General features: G+C 64.7%; 15 protein-coding genes. 11 read left to right on the top strand and 4 right to left on the bottom strand.

Annotation, left to right across the window (positions count from 1 at the left end; translation table 11 throughout):
• The first annotated feature begins 75 nt into the window (after positions 1-75).
• On the top strand, positions 76-969 hold the full coding sequence (locus tag ABIB91_RS28170) for a YihY/virulence factor BrkB family protein (protein ID WP_007597357.1): 894 nt from the start codon (positions 76-78) through the stop codon (positions 967-969).
• Here ABIB91_RS28170 and ABIB91_RS28165 read toward each other — a convergent pair.
• Positions 896-2,191: an ATP-binding protein gene (locus ABIB91_RS28165; protein ID WP_354169117.1), complete on the bottom strand. Its 1,296-nt coding sequence runs from the start codon at positions 2,189-2,191 to the stop codon at positions 896-898. The two genes, ABIB91_RS28170 and ABIB91_RS28165, sit on opposite strands and share 74 nt — an antisense overlap.
• 104 nt (positions 2,192-2,295) lie before the next feature.
• On the bottom strand, positions 2,296-3,168 hold the full coding sequence (gluQRS, locus tag ABIB91_RS28160) for a tRNA glutamyl-Q(34) synthetase GluQRS (protein ID WP_354169120.1): 873 nt from the start codon (positions 3,166-3,168) through the stop codon (positions 2,296-2,298).
• 175 nt (positions 3,169-3,343) lie between these two features.
• Between gluQRS and ABIB91_RS28155 the strand changes: the two genes are divergently transcribed.
• The gene (locus tag ABIB91_RS28155; RefSeq protein ID WP_354169123.1) at positions 3,344-3,997 is read left to right on the top strand and encodes a DNA-3-methyladenine glycosylase family protein; all 654 of its coding nucleotides are present in this window, start codon (positions 3,344-3,346) and stop codon (positions 3,995-3,997) included.
• A gap of 98 nt (positions 3,998-4,095) precedes the next feature.
• Here the strand turns inward: ABIB91_RS28155 and ABIB91_RS28150 are convergent, their stop codons facing one another.
• Positions 4,096-4,983 (bottom strand): LysR family transcriptional regulator, encoded by an 888-nt coding sequence (locus ABIB91_RS28150; protein WP_007597361.1) that lies wholly within the window; start codon positions 4,981-4,983, stop codon positions 4,096-4,098.
• Positions 4,984-5,159: 176 nt separating this feature from the next.
• On the opposite strand from ABIB91_RS28150, the gene ABIB91_RS28145 reads away from it, so the two are divergent.
• The 8 genes from ABIB91_RS28145 (at position 5,160) to ABIB91_RS28110 (ending at position 13,915) form a co-directional block, all read left to right on the top strand.
• Positions 5,160-6,134 (top strand): NAD(P)H-dependent flavin oxidoreductase, encoded by a 975-nt coding sequence (locus ABIB91_RS28145; RefSeq protein ID WP_007597362.1) that lies wholly within the window; start codon positions 5,160-5,162, stop codon positions 6,132-6,134.
• 33 nt (positions 6,135-6,167) lie between these two features.
• A complete protein-coding gene (locus ABIB91_RS28140) occupies positions 6,168-7,352 on the top strand; it encodes an ABC transporter substrate-binding protein (RefSeq protein ID WP_354169127.1) in 1,185 nt (394 codons plus the stop codon).
• A 22-nt stretch (positions 7,353-7,374) separates the two neighbouring features.
• On the top strand, positions 7,375-8,883 hold the full coding sequence (locus ABIB91_RS28135; protein WP_354169130.1) for an acyl-CoA synthetase: 1,509 nt from the start codon (positions 7,375-7,377) through the stop codon (positions 8,881-8,883).
• A 177-nt stretch (positions 8,884-9,060) separates the two neighbouring features.
• Positions 9,061-9,381 (top strand): hypothetical protein, encoded by a 321-nt coding sequence (locus ABIB91_RS28130; RefSeq protein WP_219680512.1) that lies wholly within the window; start codon positions 9,061-9,063, stop codon positions 9,379-9,381.
• A 12-nt stretch (positions 9,382-9,393) separates the two neighbouring features.
• Positions 9,394-10,023 (top strand): general stress protein, encoded by a 630-nt coding sequence (locus ABIB91_RS28125; protein WP_007597374.1) that lies wholly within the window; start codon positions 9,394-9,396, stop codon positions 10,021-10,023.
• 252 nt (positions 10,024-10,275) lie between these two features.
• Positions 10,276-12,039, top strand: a complete 1,764-nt coding sequence (locus tag ABIB91_RS28120; RefSeq protein WP_354169134.1) for an NAD(P)/FAD-dependent oxidoreductase — start codon at positions 10,276-10,278, stop codon at positions 12,037-12,039.
• A gap of 126 nt (positions 12,040-12,165) precedes the next feature.
• Positions 12,166-13,143 (top strand): peptidyl-alpha-hydroxyglycine alpha-amidating lyase family protein, encoded by a 978-nt coding sequence (locus ABIB91_RS28115; protein ID WP_354169137.1) that lies wholly within the window; start codon positions 12,166-12,168, stop codon positions 13,141-13,143.
• Positions 13,144-13,357: 214 nt separating this feature from the next.
• Positions 13,358-13,915: an HNH endonuclease gene (locus tag ABIB91_RS28110; RefSeq protein WP_007597381.1), complete on the top strand. Its 558-nt coding sequence runs from the start codon at positions 13,358-13,360 to the stop codon at positions 13,913-13,915.
• A gap of 123 nt (positions 13,916-14,038) precedes the next feature.
• Here the strand turns inward: ABIB91_RS28110 and ABIB91_RS28105 are convergent, their stop codons facing one another.
• Positions 14,039-15,040 carry a glycoside hydrolase family 16 protein gene (locus tag ABIB91_RS28105; RefSeq protein WP_354169141.1) on the bottom strand — a complete coding sequence of 334 codons (1,002 nt, stop codon included), beginning with the start codon at positions 15,038-15,040 and terminating at the stop codon, positions 14,039-14,041.
• 302 nt (positions 15,041-15,342) lie between these two features.
• Between ABIB91_RS28105 and ABIB91_RS28100 the strand changes: the two genes are divergently transcribed.
• Positions 15,343-15,564 (top strand): dodecin, encoded by a 222-nt coding sequence (locus ABIB91_RS28100; protein WP_018453224.1) that lies wholly within the window; start codon positions 15,343-15,345, stop codon positions 15,562-15,564.
• The last annotated feature ends 15 nt before the right edge of the window (positions 15,565-15,579 follow it).

The following is a 15,579-nucleotide window of genomic DNA, read 5'->3' as shown; positions in this document are numbered from 1 at the left end:
CCGTCCCCGCGGAGAGCCCCCCTCACCCCAACCCTCTCCCGGCAGGCGGGGAGAGGGAGCAGGACAGAGCCAGCCGTGAAAGCCGTCCGCACCATCTACGTCGTCGTGATGGACGCGTTCTACACGTTCCTCGCCGATGACGGCTGGGCGATCGCGAGCCATATCGCGCTGTCGACACTGATGGCGCTGTTCCCGTTCCTGATCGTGCTGACCTCGCTCGCCGGCTTCTTCGGCTCCAAGGAACTCGCCGATCAGGCTGCCAGCCTGATGCTCCAGGTCTGGCCCAAGCAGGTCGCGGATTCGATCTCGGGGGAAGTCCACGACGTGCTGACCACGACCCGCACCGGCCTATTCACCATCGGTGCGGTGCTGTCGGTCTACTTCGCCTCCAACGGCGTCGAGGCGCTACGGGTCGCGCTCAACCGCGCCTATGCGGTGGTGGAGATGCGGCCCTGGTACTGGCTACGGCTGGAATCGATCGCCTACACGCTGATTGCGGCCTTCACCGCGCTCGCCATGGCATTCCTGATCGTGCTCGGGCCGCTGCTCATCGAGGCCGCGCGTGCGCACATTCCGCTGTTCGTTGAATCCAACGAGAGGATCCTCACCTGGCTGCGCTACGGCATCACCGTCGCCGCGTTGGTGGTGGCGCTGATCATCCTGCATACCTGGCTGCCGGCGGGACGGCGCCGGTTCCTCCAGATCCTGCCCGGCATCGTCTTCACCATCGTGGCGTCGCTGATCTCGGGCATCGTGTTCGGCCAGTACCTCGCGCGCTTCGCCAACAATTACGTGACGATGTATGCGGGGCTCGCCTCGGTGATTATCGCGCTGGTGTTCCTGTACTTCATCGCCGCGATCTTCGTTTTCGGCGGCGAGCTCAACGCCGCGATCATCAAGTCGCGGCTTCCTCACGGCGTGTCGCTGCAAGCAGCGCAGTCGCTAGCGCCCGCGGAGACACAGGCTTGACCAGAAATGCGTCGGCGCCGGCCTCGCGTGAGGCGACTTCGTCTTCGCCGCGACCTGACACCCCGATGATGGGGATCTGAGCCAGCGGCGTCGCCATGGTGCGGATCCGCCTGATCGCCTCGACGCCATTAATGCCCGGCAGCACCATATCCATCAGCACCGCGTCGAAGGCGCCCTGCGCGAGCCGGTTCACCGCGTCCTCGCCGCGCCCGATGAACTCGGCATGATGACCGAGCTCGGTCAGGATGGTGTTGAGCACGACGCGGCCGAACGGATTGTCCTCGACGCTGAGCAAGCGCAGCGCCGGGACCGCATCCATCTCGGCTTCGCCCTTCGACTTGCGGGACTTGCCCGATCCCGTGGCACACACCGACACCGTCAACGTGAAGGTGGCGCCGCCGCCGGGCCGAGGGGCGACCGTGATGTCGCCGCCCATCGCGCGCGCCAGTTGCTTCACCGACGACAGGCCCAGTCCGGCGCCGCCGAAGCGCGAGGCAATGGTGACATTGGCTTGGGTAAACGGCCGGAACAACCGTTTGATCTCGGCCATGGTGAGGCCGATGCCGCTGTCGGACACGGCGAAGGCGACGCCGACCTTGCCTTTGCCCTTTGCTTTGCCTTTGCTCTTGGTCTTGCTCTTGACGGAACGCCAAGGCGCGACCGTGAGCGCCACGCCGCCGTGCTCGGTGAATTTCACGGCATTGTCGATCAGGTTCTCGAGCGCGGCGCGCAGGCGGACGGGATCCCCGACTACCAGCCCCGGCAGCTTCTCCGAGATATCGACCTCGGCCTGGAGACCCTTGGCCGCGGCGCGACCGGCCAGCGAATCGCCGGCGTTGCGGGCGAGGGTCCGCAGGTCGAACAAATCCTGCCGCAGCGAGCTTCCACCTCCGACGCTTTTGCCGGTCCCCTTGCCGGTTCTGGCGGCATCGACGAACAGGGTGGCAAGGTTCGCCAGATGCTCGGCACCGGCCTTGATCGTGTCGGCCCAGCGTCTTTCCCGTTCGCCGAGATCCGAAGTCGCGAGCAAGTCGCTGATCGCGAGAATGCCGGTCAGGGGGGTGCGGACCTCATGGGCGAAGGCGGCAAGCGCGGCCTGGACGACGTCCGGCTCGGCCCGCTTGATGCTGCGCTTGCGCAACCGGGCGGTCGGCCCGGAGCGCTTCCGAGCCACTCGCTTGGACGTCCCCGTAGTGCGCGCTCCGCGCGTTTTCGCCGCCATAACTCCCCTTCGAAGTATCCCCCTTCGAACCCGGGCCGTGAGGTGAGCATGGCACGGCGGAACACCCGGAGTCACGGCGGCGTTTGGCTAACCCCCAGAGAAACTTAACCTAATCCCACCAGCTGGTGGATACCGGCCGGCATGGCGCCGGCAGCGCGCAATTCACGTAGGCCGGTCGAGCTGGTTGATTTCGACAGCTTCCGGCCGGCCTCGTCACGAAGTAGCCCATGGTGACGGTAGACGGGTTCGGGCAGGCGGAGCAGAACCTGAAGCAGACGGTGGACCGAAGTGGCGTGGAACAGGTCCTGGCCCCGCACGATCTCGCTGACGTCCTGGAGCGCATCGTCGACAACGACGGACAGATGGTAGCTGGTCGGCGTCTCCTTGCGGGCCAGAATGACGTCCCCCCAGGCTTCTGGCCGCGCCGGGACGACGCCACGCTCACCATCGGGCCCCACGCCCAGTTCGTTCCAGCTCAGGCCGGCGGCGCGGCGGCAGGCGGCCGCCATGTCGAGCCGAAGCGCATAAGGCGCGCCGGTGTCGATGAGGCGGTCTCGCTCGTCGGCGGACAGCGATCTGGCGTCGCCGGGATAGAGCGGAGCGCCGTCGGGATCGCGCGGCCACGGCCCATCCGCTTCACGCGCCGCAACCAGCCTTGTGATCTCGGCGCGGCTTTCGAAGGCGGGATAGACCAGGCCGAGCGCCGAGAGCCTGTCCAGTGCCGCGCGATACGCGTCGAAATGCTCCGACTGCCGCCGCACCGGCGTCTCCCAGGCAATGCCGAGCCAAGCGAGGTCTTCGTAGATCGCGGTCTCATATTCCGGCCGGCAACGCGTCGCGTCGATGTCCTCGATCCGCAGCAATAGCCGCCCACCGGTCTCGCGCGCGCGGTCGGAATTCAACAGAGCGGAATAAGCGTGGCCGAGATGCAGGTAGCCGTTCGGACTGGGAGCAAATCGGAAAACGGGTGGCGACATGCTTCGGAACTCATCATGGCCGGGCTTCACCGTTACGGTTGTCATTCCGGGGCGGTCCGCAGGACCGAACCCGGAATCTCGAGATTCCGGGTTCGATGCTTCGCATCGCCCCGGGAATGACGGAGTAAGATATTCGGTACGCGGTCAAGCCCGCGCATGACAAGTTGAGCAAGCGATGACCATCCACCTCGAGACCCAGTCCGACCTCGAAGAAGCCGTCCACGCGCTGGTCAAGCGCGATCCGCGCCTCAAGCCCGTGCTCGCAATCGCCGGCATGCCGGCGTTGCGGCGGCGCGAGCCGGGCTTTGCGGGGCTTGCCCATATCGTCTGCGGGCAGCAGCTCTCCACAGCCAGCGCCGCGGCGATCTGGGGGCGGCTGTCGGCGGCTTTCGATCCATTCGACCATGACGCGGTCCGCCGCGCCCGCACCGACCGGCTGGGGCGGCTCGGCCTGTCCGCCGCCAAGATCAAGACGCTGAAACACCTCGCGCGCGAGATCGCCGCACAGCGGCTGAACCTCGACGTGCTCGCCGAAGAAGACGCCGATGCCGCGCATCACACGCTGATCGCACTGCCCGGCATCGGACCGTGGACGGCGGATGTCTATCTGCTGTTCTGCCTCGGCCATGGCGACGCCTGGCCGGCCGGCGATCTCGCCGTGCAGGAAGGCATCCGCATCGGGCTCGGCTTGCAGGCGCGGCCGACGGAGAAGCAGATGGCGCCGCTCGCCGAACCCTGGCGTCCCCTGCGTGGTGCGGCGGCGCATCTGTGGTGGAGCTATTATCGCGCGGTGAAAAAACGCGAAGGCGTGCTCGCCGGATCAGCCTAGAGCCAGTTCCGTTCCGATGGAATCGGAACGGGGCTCTCGTTTTTTGTTTTGACGCGTTTTCTTGACGCGAACCGGTGTCCACTTCGCTCGAAAACGCTCTAACCCCGCAGCCTAACGCGATCGGTCCGGGCGCAATCGGCGACGAAGTCGACCACGGCCCGCACCGCCGGCAGCTCGACGAGGTCGGGATGGGCCAGCAGCCACAGGTCCGCCACGCTGGCGAGCTTCTGCGGCGCGACGCGCACGAGATCGGGATAACTTTCGGCGACAAAGCACGACAGGGCGGAGATTCCGAGTCCGGCGCGGACCGCCGCCAGCATGTCGCCCTGCGACGAGCAGCGCATCACCACCCTGGCCTGACGCGTGACGACGTCGCTCCAGCGCGCAAGCTGGATGTTGGAGGTCTGGTCGGCGAAACCGATGACGCTGTGCCCCTTCCACTCGCCGCGCCGTTCCGGCAAGGACCGCCCGCCGGCGTAGTCCCGCGAGGCGTAGAACCCGGTGCCGAGACGGCCGATCTTGCGGCCGACCAGATTTTCCTCGCCGCTGTCGAAGGGCCGCAGCACCACGTCCGCCTCGCGCCGGCGCACGCTCGCCGGAAACGGATGGGTGATGATCTCGAGCTGGACGTGATCATGCGCGCGCAGGAAAGCAGGCAGGCACGGCATCAGCCAATGCGACGCCAGCGTCGCCCCGATCGACAGCTTGACGGTCCCGCGCGCCTTATGCCCTCCGGCCGAGACTGCCGTCTCCGCCCGCAGCGCGGCCGCCGCCATCGCCTCGGCGTGCTCGCGCAATGTCCGTCCATCCGCGGTCAGCGCCAGGCCGTCGGCGGCGCGTGCCACCAGCCTGGTGCCGAGCTGGGCTTCCAGCGCCGCGATCTTGCGACTGACGGTGGGATGGCTGCTGTGCAGCCGGCGTGCCGCGCCGGTGAAGCTGCCGGTTTCGGCGACGGCGACGAAGGTCTTGCAAAGGTCCCAGTCCATAAGCGGCCTCTGTTCAAATCTGAATAGTCGTCCGTTCAATATTGAACGATCGGAGGCCGCACTCCAACCCCTATAATGGCGTCAAATGAAACATGGGCGGCAACTCGCCCGCGACGACCAACAGGGAAACGCCTCGTCATCCGCCTGCCGGCGGGCTGCGTTTCCGGGAGGACATCATGGCGCTGCCCGCTCTCTTGAAGGATTCGCTCGAGCTGCCCGTGGTCGGCTCGCCGCTCTTCCTCGTCTCCGGTCCCGAGCTGGTGATCGCCCAGTGCAAGGCCGGTGTCGTCGGCTCGTTTCCGGCGCTCAATGCCCGTCCGGTGGAAAAGCTCGACGAGTGGCTGAACCGCATCGAGGACGAACTCGGCGAATACAAGTCGCGCAATCCCGGCAAGAAGGTCGCGCCCTACGCCGTCAACCAGATCTGCCACGCCTCCAACGACCGGCTGATGAAGGACATGGAGACCTGTGTGAAGCACAGGGCGCCCATCATCATCACCTCGCTACGGCCGCCCGCCGAACTCGTCGAGGCCGCGCATTCCTACGGCGGCCTCGTGTTCCACGATGTCATCAACGTCAAGCACGCGCGCAAGGCGTCAGAGCAAGGCGTCGACGGCCTGATCCTGGTCTGCGCCGGCGCTGGAGGACATGCAGGAACGCTCTCGCCTTTCGCATTGGTACGAGAGGTCAAGCAATGGTTCGGCGGCGCGATCCTGCTGTCGGGCGCGATCAGCGATGGATTCGCGATCGCCTCCGCGCTGACACTGGGCGCCGACCTCGCCTATATGGGCACGCGCTTCATCGCGACGAAGGAAGCCAACGCCGACGAAGCCTACAAGTCCGCTTTGACACGGCACGCTGCGCACGACATCGTCTACACCAACCTCTTCACCGGCGTGCACGGCAACTATCTCGGCCCTTCGATCGCTGCGGCCGGGCTCGATCCGGACAATCTGCCAGCCGCCGACAAGACGAAGATGAACTTCGGCTCCGGCGGCAACATGAAGTCCAAGGCGTGGCGCGACATCTGGGGCTCCGGCCAGGGTATCGGCCAGATCGCCGACGCGCCGCCGGTGGCCGAGCTCGTCGACCGGATGAAACAGGAATTCGACCAGGCCCGACAGGATTTTCTGATGCGCGTCAGCGCCTGACGTCTCGGACCGACAATAAAACGGGAGGACACCATGAAGCTGGCAGCCGCACTGATCGGCATGTCGCTGCTGACGCTCGCTGGCGGCAGCGCCCACGCCGAAGGCAGCGACGAGATCCGCATCGGGCAGACCCTGCCCTACAGCGGTCCGGCCTCTGGCTTCGGCGCGATCGGACGGACGCAGGAAGCATTCTTCGAAAAGGTCAATGCCGAAGGCGGCATCAACGGCCGCAAGGTCAAGTTCATCACGCTGGACGACGCCTATTCGCCGCCGAAGACGGTCGAGCAGACCCGCAAGCTGGTGGAGCAAGAGGAGGTGCTGATGATGTTCGGCTCGCTCGGCACCGCCACCAATAGCGCCGTGCAGCGCTATCTCAACGCCAAGAAGGTACCGCAGCTATTCGTGCTCTCCGGCGCCACCAAATGGGCCGATCCACAGAAGAACCCGTGGACGATGCCGGGCATGGCGGCCTACGAATCCGAGGGCGTGGTCTACGCCAAATATATTTTGCAGGCCAAGCCCGACGCCAAGATCGCGATCCTGTCGCAGAACGATGATTTCGGCCGCGATTATGTGGCGGGGTTCAAGCGAGCGCTCGGGCCCAAGGCCGCAAGCATGATCATCGCGGAGGCGAGCTACGAGACCAGCGCGCCGACGATCAGTTCGCAGCTCTCGACGCTGAAGGCGTCAGGCGCCAACGTGCTGTTCGGCGTCGTGCTCGGCAAGTTCACCTCGCAGATGGTCAAGGGCGTGGCCGAGATCGGCTGGAAGCCGGAGCTGTTCTTCGTGCCGACCTCGGCGTCGTCGATCTCGTTTCTGGAGCCGGCGGGCCTCGACAACGCCGTTGGTCTGATCTCGTCGAGCAACCAGAAGGACACGATGGATCCGCAATGGGCCGACGATCCCGGCGTGAAGGAATACTTCGCCTTCATGAAGCGCTACATGCCGACCGCGGACCTCTCCAACTCCAACTACGCCGCGGGCTATCACTATGCCACGCTGCTGATGACGGTGCTGAAGGCGTGCAAGGATGATATCAGCCGCGACAACATCATGCGCCAGGCGGCCTCGTTGAAGGACATGACGTTGCCGCTGCTGCTGCCGGGAATGGCTGTTGCGACCGGCCCCGACGACTATCTGCCGTTCCAGCAGCTTCAGCTCCGGCGCTTCAATGGCAAGAGCTGGGTCGGCTTCGGCGACGTGCTGGATGATCGCTAGACGAGCGGAATGAGGAGACGCCATGATCATCAGCGGCGAACGCCAGATCAGCTACGACGACATTCGGGCCCGGATCAAGCGGGCGATGAGCGGCTTCCGCGCCCTGGGGCTTGCCGAGGCCGCGCCGGTCGCGATGATGCTACGCAACGATTTCGCCCTCTTCGAGGTGGTTGCGGCCTCCGCCGCGCTGGGCAGTCCGGTGGTGCCGATCAACTGGCATCTGAAAGCCGAGGAGGTCCGTTACATTCTGGCCGACAGCGGGGCGAAGATCCTGGTCTGCCATGCCGATTTGCTGCCGCAGATCCGTGAAGGCATACCTGCCGATGTCCTTCTCCTGGTCGTCGCGACCCCGCCCGAACTCGCAGCGACCTTCTCGATCCCTCGGGAGCTGACCGAGATCCCGGTGGGACTGACCGATTGGGACCGCTGGCGCGACGACCATCCGCAAGCGCAGGAGCCGCCGCGGCGCGCGGCAGCAATGATCTACACATCGGGGACAACGGGCATGCCGAAGGGCGTGCGGCGCATGCCGATGCAGCCCGAACAGGCGGCCGCCTCGGAACGTGTGGGCGGGATCGCCTACGGCATCAAGCCGCGGGAAGACCAAATCGTGCTGATCAACGGGCCGATGTATCACTCGGCGCCGCATTCCTACGGCATGCTGGCGTTCCGCAGCGGTTGCACCATCATCCTCCAGGCGCGGTTCGATGCCGAGGAGCTGCTGGCGCTGATCGAGCGCCACCGCGTCACGCACATTCACATGGTACCGACCATGTTCGTCCGGCTGCTGCGGTTGCCCGAAGCGGTCAGGCAACGTTACGACCTGTCGTCCCTGCGTTTCGTCGTGCACGGCGCCGCGCCCTGCCCGCCAGACGTCAAGCGCGCTATGATCGACTGGTGGGGACCGGTCATCAACGAATATTTCGGCTCGACGGAGACCGGGATCCCGGTGTGGCACTCGGCCGAGGAAGCCCTGAAGAAGCCCGGCACGGTCGGCCGCGCCATCGAAGGCGGCATCGTCAGGATCTTCCGCGATGACGGCAGCCAGTGCGGTGCCAACGAAGTCGGCGAAATCTACATGCGCCAGACGGCAGTGCCCGATTTCGACTATCACGGCAGGTCGCACGCAAGGGCCGAGGCCGGCCGTGACGGCCTCGTCAGCGTCGGCGACGTCGGTTACCTCGACGCGGACGGCTATCTGTTCCTGTGCGACCGCAAGCGCGACATGGTGATCTCCGGCGGCGTCAACATCTATCCCGCGGAGATCGAGAACGTGCTGATCGGAATGCCCGGCGTGCGCGACTGTGCCGTGTTCGGCATCCCGGACGCGGAATTCGGCGAACGGCTGTGCGCCTTTGTCGAGCCTGAATCCGATGCCGAGCTCTCGGCCGACGCTGTCCGATCGTTCCTGCGCGAGCGGCTTGCCAATTTCAAGGTGCCAAAGGACGTCGAATTCCGCGACGCTCTGCCGCGCGAGGCAACGGGAAAGATTTTCAAGCGCAAACTGCGGGAGCCCTATTGGGCGGCGTGAAAGCAGGCGACGCGTCCGAGAGAGCGCGACCGCATAAACGGGAACGAGTGGCAATCGTTCCTGGGCCTCTTCAATATCGACCAGTTTGAAGACCCGCGCTTCCGTCGCAAATGGCAGAGCAACCAATTCGAATCTCGTCTGTTGTCGACCGGCACAATCACTGCCGGAGGATAAACTATGTCACGTCTAGTTTCGCTCGCTGCGGCTGTCCTGCTGCTCGGATCAATGCCCGTAAGCGCACAGTCGCAAAAGGCACAAAGCGGCCCGGGCAACAACGCCGTCAACAGCTCTGATCACAACAACTCCAACGCACCGGTTGCAGGCCGCAACAGCTTCACCGAGGGACAGGCGAAGTCGAAGATCGAGGGCGCGGGCTATTCCAATGTTTCCGGCCTGCAAAAGGACGACAATGGCGTCTGGCGCGGCAAGGCCGACAAGGCCGGGACCAAGGCGGACGTGAGCGTCGACTTCCAGGGCAACGTGAACCCCGCCAAGTAAGGAGGATCAAAAATGACCACCACCATTTCTCGACTCTATGACACCTATCCGGATGCGGAACGTGCGGTCAGGCGTCTGGAGGCCGCGGGCGTGCCGCACTCCGACATCAGCATCGTCGCGAACAATTCCGATAATTGGTACGGCTCCTCCACCGCCAAGGTCGACCGCGATCGCGACGGCGTCGACGATCGCGCCGAAGGCGCCGGCACGGGTGCCGGCATCGGCGCTGGAATCGGCAGCGCGGCGGGCCTGCTTGCAGGACTCGGCTTGCTGGCCATTCCGGGGCTCGGACCGGTAGTTGCCGCCGGATGGCTGGCTTCGACCGCAGTTGGTGCCGCGGCCGGCGCCGCGACGGGCGGCATCGTTGGCGCGCTGACCGAAGCCGGCGTCTCCAAGGATGATGCGTCGCGCTACGCGGAGGGCGTCCGTCGTGGCGGAACGCTGGTATCGGCCCGGGTACCCGACCAGGACCGCACGCGTCTCGATGCCCTTCTGCACGAGAAGGCCGTGAACCTGCAGGAACGGAGCACCGCCTGGCAGAAGTCCGGCTGGAATGGCTTCGATGCCGCAAGCCCACCGCTGTCTCCTGACGATATCGGCCGTGAGCGCGAGCTGTACGGCACTGGGATGCGGGGTAGGTAGGGATGTTCGCTCGCCGCTACGCGAGCGGCTGTGAATCCCAAGAGCGCGAGGGAGGCTCCACCAAGGTGGAGCCTTTTTCGCGTGCCCCCTCCTTGAAACCACGAGGGTGCCGCAGGTCTCTCTCAACGGGTGCATTCCGCTGAAGCAGGGGCACATGTTCTCACTGCTCGGGTAATCGGCTATTGGCCGTCTGCGAAACAGTATAGCTTTCGACCCTAGAGGAAACGCCGCGAAGACGGCACGAGGTCGCGCATGCTGGACAGGACGAAGGATATTGCCGCATCCGCGCAAGCCTGGCTCGATGAATTTGAGCGCACGCTTGGCGCACCCGATGGCGCTGGGCTGGATCGTCTGTTCCTCGCCGACTGCTATTGGCGCGACGCGCTGGCATTCAGCTGGAACCTGCAAACGATCGCCGGCGGCGGCTCGATCGAGCGGGAGCTGACAACGCTCGCCGCAAAGGTCGCGCCGGGCAGCTTCAAGATCGCGCCGAACCGCCCGCCACCGCGCTGGGTGACGCGTGCCGGGACCAACAATATCGAAGCGATCTTCAATTTCGAAACCGCACTGGGGCGCGGCAGCGGCATCGTCAGGCTTGTGCCCGACGCCAACGACGGCGACCGCCTGAAAGCGTGGACGCTCCTCACCGCGCTCGACGAGCTTAAGGGCTTCGAGGAGCAGCTCGGCACCTCGCGGCCGCGCGGCCAGGCCTATTCACGCGACTTCCGTGGACCGAACTGGCTCGACCTGCGCAGCGCCTCGCGCGACTACACCGATCGCGATCCCACCGTGCTGGTGGTCGGCGGCGGCCAGGCCGGGCTCGCAATTGCGGCGCGGCTGAAGCAGTTGAAGATCGACACACTGATCGTCGATCGCGAGGCACGGATCGGGGACAATTGGCGCAAGCGCTATCACGCGCTGACCCTGCACAACCAGGTGCAGGTCAATCATTTGCCCTACATGCCGTTTCCGCCGAGCTGGCCGACCTATATCCCCAAGGACAAGCTCGCCAACTGGTTCGAAGCTTACGTCGACGCGATGGAGCTGAACTTCTGGACCGGCACCGAATTCGAGGGCGGCGCCTACGACGATGCGAAAGGCCACTGGACGGTCACACTGCGGCACACCGACGGCAGTGAGCGTATCATGCACCCCCGCCATGTGGTGATGGCAACCGGCGTCAGCGGCATCGCCAATGTGCCTGTTATTCCGACCCTCGATAACTTCAAGGGCACGCTGCTGCATTCGAGCCGCTACGAGGACGGCGAGAGCTGGACGGGCAAACGCGCCATCGTCATCGGCACCGGCAATAGCGGTCACGATATCGCGCAGGATCTTCACTCCAGTGGCGCCGACGTGACGCTGGTGCAGCGTTCACCTACGCTCGTCACCAATATCGAGCCGTCGGCCCAACTCGCTTATGCGACCTACAATGAGGGCACGCTCGAGGACAATGATCTGATCGCCACCTCGATGCCGACGCCGCTGGCGAAGAAGACCCATGTGATGCTGACGGAGCAGTCGAAGGAGCTCGACAAGGAGCTGCTCGACGGATTGCGGCGCGTCGGCTTCAAACTCGATTTCGGCGAGGCCGGCACCGGTTGGCAGTTCAAATATCTCACCCGTGGCGGCGGCTATTATTTCAATGTCGGCTGCTCCAACCTCATCGTCGAGGGTGCGATCAAGCTCAGGCAGTTTTCCGACATCGAGGGCTTCGTCACCGAGGGCGTCCGGATGAAGGACGGCGCAAGCCTTCCGGCCGAATTGATCGTGCTCTCGACCGGTTACAAGACGCAGGAATATCTGGTGCGGAAACTGTTCGGCGACCGCGTCGCCGAGCGAGTCGGCCCGATCTGGGGTTTTGGCGACGGCCTCGAGCTGCGCAACATGTATGCGCGCACCAGGCAACCCGGCCTCTGGTTCATCGCCGGCAGCCTCGCGCAATGCCGGATCAACTCGAAATATCTCGCGCTCCAAATCAAGGCGATCGAGGAAGGGATTCTGGGGCGGACATGAACACAGCCGTCATTCCGGGGCGCGCGCAGCGCGAACCCGGAATCCATTCCACCTCGAAAATGCCGTACGATGGATTCCGGGTTCACGCTTCGCGTGCCCCGGAATGACAACAAGAGAGGACATTCAATGCCAGCCATTCTCGGCACCGGCGAGCACCGCTACCGCGTCGTTGAAAACTTCGCAAAGCTGCCGGACGGATGGCAGCTCACCGACGTCGCTTCGGTCGCGGTCGACAGCAAGGACCGCGTCTACGTCTTCAACCGCGGGGCCCATCCGATGGTCGTGCTGGATCGCGAGGGCAATTTCTTGCGCAGTTGGGGCGAAGGCCTGTTCTCGCGCGCCCACGGCCTGCACATCGATGCCGACGACAATCTCTATAGCACCGATGACGGCGACCACACCGTGCGCAAGTGCACCACCGACGGCAAGGTGCTGCTGACGATCGGCATCCCCGAGAAACCGTCACCGTTCATGAGCGGCGATCCCTTCCACCGCTGTACCCACACCGCGCTGTCGCCGAAGGGCGAAATCTACGTCTCCGACGGCTATGGCAATGCGCGCGTGCACAAGTTCACGCCCGATGGCGAACTGATGACAAGCTGGGGCGAGCCCGGCACCGATCCCGGCCAGTTCAACATCGTGCACAACATCGCCACCGACGCCGACGGCTTTGTCTATGTCGCCGACCGCGAGAACCACCGCGTGCAGGTGTTCGACGGCAGCGGCAGGTACGAGACGCAGTGGAACAATCTGCACCGCCCCTGTGCGCTGTGCTGTTGCGGTGGGGCTAAGAGCCCGACCTTCGTCATCGGGGAACTCGGCCCTGGCCTGGCCGTCAACCGCAAGGTGCCCAATCTCGGCCCGCGGTTGTCGATCGTGGACGCCAAAGGCAACCGCATCGCGCGGCTTGGCGGCGAGGCAGGCCCGGGCATTGCGAGCGGCAAGTTCCTGGCACCACACGGCATCGCGCTGGATTCGAAGGGTGACATCTATGTCGGCGAGGTCGGCGTCACCGACTGGAAGACCAGCTTTCCGGATGAGGAGATGCCGGCCGCGGTGCGGGCGACGCGATGTTTGCAGAAGCTGGAGCGGGTGCGGGAGTAGCTGCCTCGGCACATCCACGTCGCGCTGTCAGGATGGCGCGGCCTCCACGGCCTCGGACCTGGAAATCACGGCGTTTTGCGCGGTTTGCCACCCCCCCGGCCGCATTGCTTGTGCCGGAATAAGTCGCTCAACGGGCTTCACAATCCCGTCACGCTGCATGTAGTATGTCAGTACGTGCTGCTTCGCAGCGTACATTGGAGGCCAGGAGCGTTACTTGAACGCACATGTCTCGCAAGGCCATTGGCCGGTGTTGGTGCTGAATGCGGACTTCCGGCCGCTGAGTTACTACCCACTGTCTTTGTGGTCGTGGCAGGACGCGATCAAGGCGGTATTCCTCGACCGCGTCAACATCGTCGCGCATTACGATCAGGCGGTCCATAGTCCCACGCTGCAAATGCAGCTGCCGAGCGTCGTCTCGCTCAAATCGTTCGTCAAGCCGACCACGCACCCTGCCTTCACCCGATTTAACGTCTTCCTGCGCGATCGTTTCGCCTGCCAATATTGCGGCTCGCCCGAAGACCTCACCTTCGACCACATCATCCCGCGCAGCAAAGGCGGCCAGACCACCTGGGAGAACGTGGTCGCGGCGTGCTCGCCCTGCAATCTGCGCAAAGGTAATCTGACGCCGGTGCAGGCCAAGATGTTTCCACGCCAGCACGCGTTCGCGCCGACGGTGCACCAGCTCCACCGCAACGGCCGGCTGTTCCCACCGAACTATCTGCACGACAGCTGGCTGGACTATCTCTATTGGGATACGGAGCTGGATCCGTAAGGTTGACGTCTGGCCTTACGACACCAACGAAGCCGGCGTGGAGCCCGCGCGTAGCCGCTGCGCCAACCGCCGCAAGGCCCGCGAGCTTTGCAAGATCGCGCCGCGAGAAACCAGCTGGCATTGCTATCTCCGGGCCTGCTCCAAATCGATCTGGTAGACGGAAATCCGGTCGATCTCGAATGCGACGGTAGGCGGCGACTCCGCGTCGACAGGTCCGACCCCGAGAAAGAATTTCGATCCGATCGCGAGATTGACGATCATGTACATGGGATCGTCGAATCCGATCGGCACCTTGATGTCGGACACCGGCCTGCGGTCGATGAAATAGACCAGGCGATCCTCCTCCCACAGCACACCGTAAGTGTGGAATGCGCTCGAAGCGTCACCGACCGCGAAGTCGAAGCCGCAGGACTGGATCTTCTGGGTCGAGGGAATCCGCCAATGCGTCGTCATCACGAGATCACCCGGCTTTTCGCCGCGGCCTTCCAGCACGTCGACCTCGGGCGGCCAGCCGCCGTCATCCGCCAGCATCCAGAACGCCGGCCACACAGCGTGCCCGACCGGCACCTTGGCGCGAATCTCGAAATAGCCGTGCTTCTGCGCGAACGTGCCCTGGGTCGTGAGGATCCCGGAGATGTATTCGTTGTTGAACAGCACCGGCTTCAACCCCGGCGGGGTACGGCTGGCGACGATCGACAGCACGCCGTCCTTGACCTTGAACGGATCGAGCCCAAGCGGCGCCAAGGCGCGCCCGGCGTAGCGCGGATCGACATAGATCTGTTGCTCGCCATTGGCGCTGGTCTTGCGCTTGAAGTCGGAGCCGTCGCCGCCCCAGTAGCGCGCCTCCGGCCAGGCCGCACCACCGGCGTAGTGCGACACCCAGCGTCCGTTCGCCAGCGGATGCTCGTCAAAATCCTCGTTGAAGGTCCGGCGCAGCGGCAAGAAGACCAGCGAGGCCGGATTGACGGTCTCCAGCCGGCGGCACTCGATGGTGGAGGGATCAGTCGTGACCTGCAGCGACATGCTCACCGGGGCAGCATCGAGATCGTCCTGCGCGATGCCCGGCGCAGGCACAACGCAGAGACCGATCGCAGCCAGAGCGCCCCTCGTCCAACGCCCGATCATCACCGCACTTCGAAGATGCCAGAGGAAAGGCCGAGGTTAGCTTGCTCATATCGGAACCGGCAAGAGCACGCCCACGACCGCGCGCCAATTCAGGAGCGCCGCTTGCACACGCGATCCAGATTTTCGTGCACTTACAAAAGATGGGAGCCTAGGCGGCGCGCGGAAGGCGAGCGGCAGGCTCCTGCCGGGGACGGAACTCGGAGCGCCGGCATCCGTTCAGAGTCGAGGCCGGATGTCGCGCGGGCGCCAGTTGTCCGCGACAGACATATCCGGTCCCGCCACAGCACGAGGGGAGAATAGTCATGGCCACAAGCGAGACGGATCACGTCTACAAGATCCTGGAACTGGTCGGATCGTCCGAGACCTCGATCGAGGATGCGATCAAGAACGCGGTCAGCCGTGCCGCCAAGACCGTTCGCGAGATGAAATGGTTCGAGGTGGTGCAAACGCGCGGCCATATCGAGAACGGTGCCGTGCGCCACTACCAGGTGACACTGCGCGTCGGCTTCACGCTGGATGAGTGAGGCAGAAAGCCCGGG

It is taken from the genome of Bradyrhizobium sp. JR4.3, assembly GCF_040547695.1.
GTDB classification, from domain to species: Bacteria; Pseudomonadota; Alphaproteobacteria; order Rhizobiales; family Xanthobacteraceae; genus Bradyrhizobium; species Bradyrhizobium canariense.
This window is presented reverse-complemented; position numbering and strand designations above follow the sequence as displayed.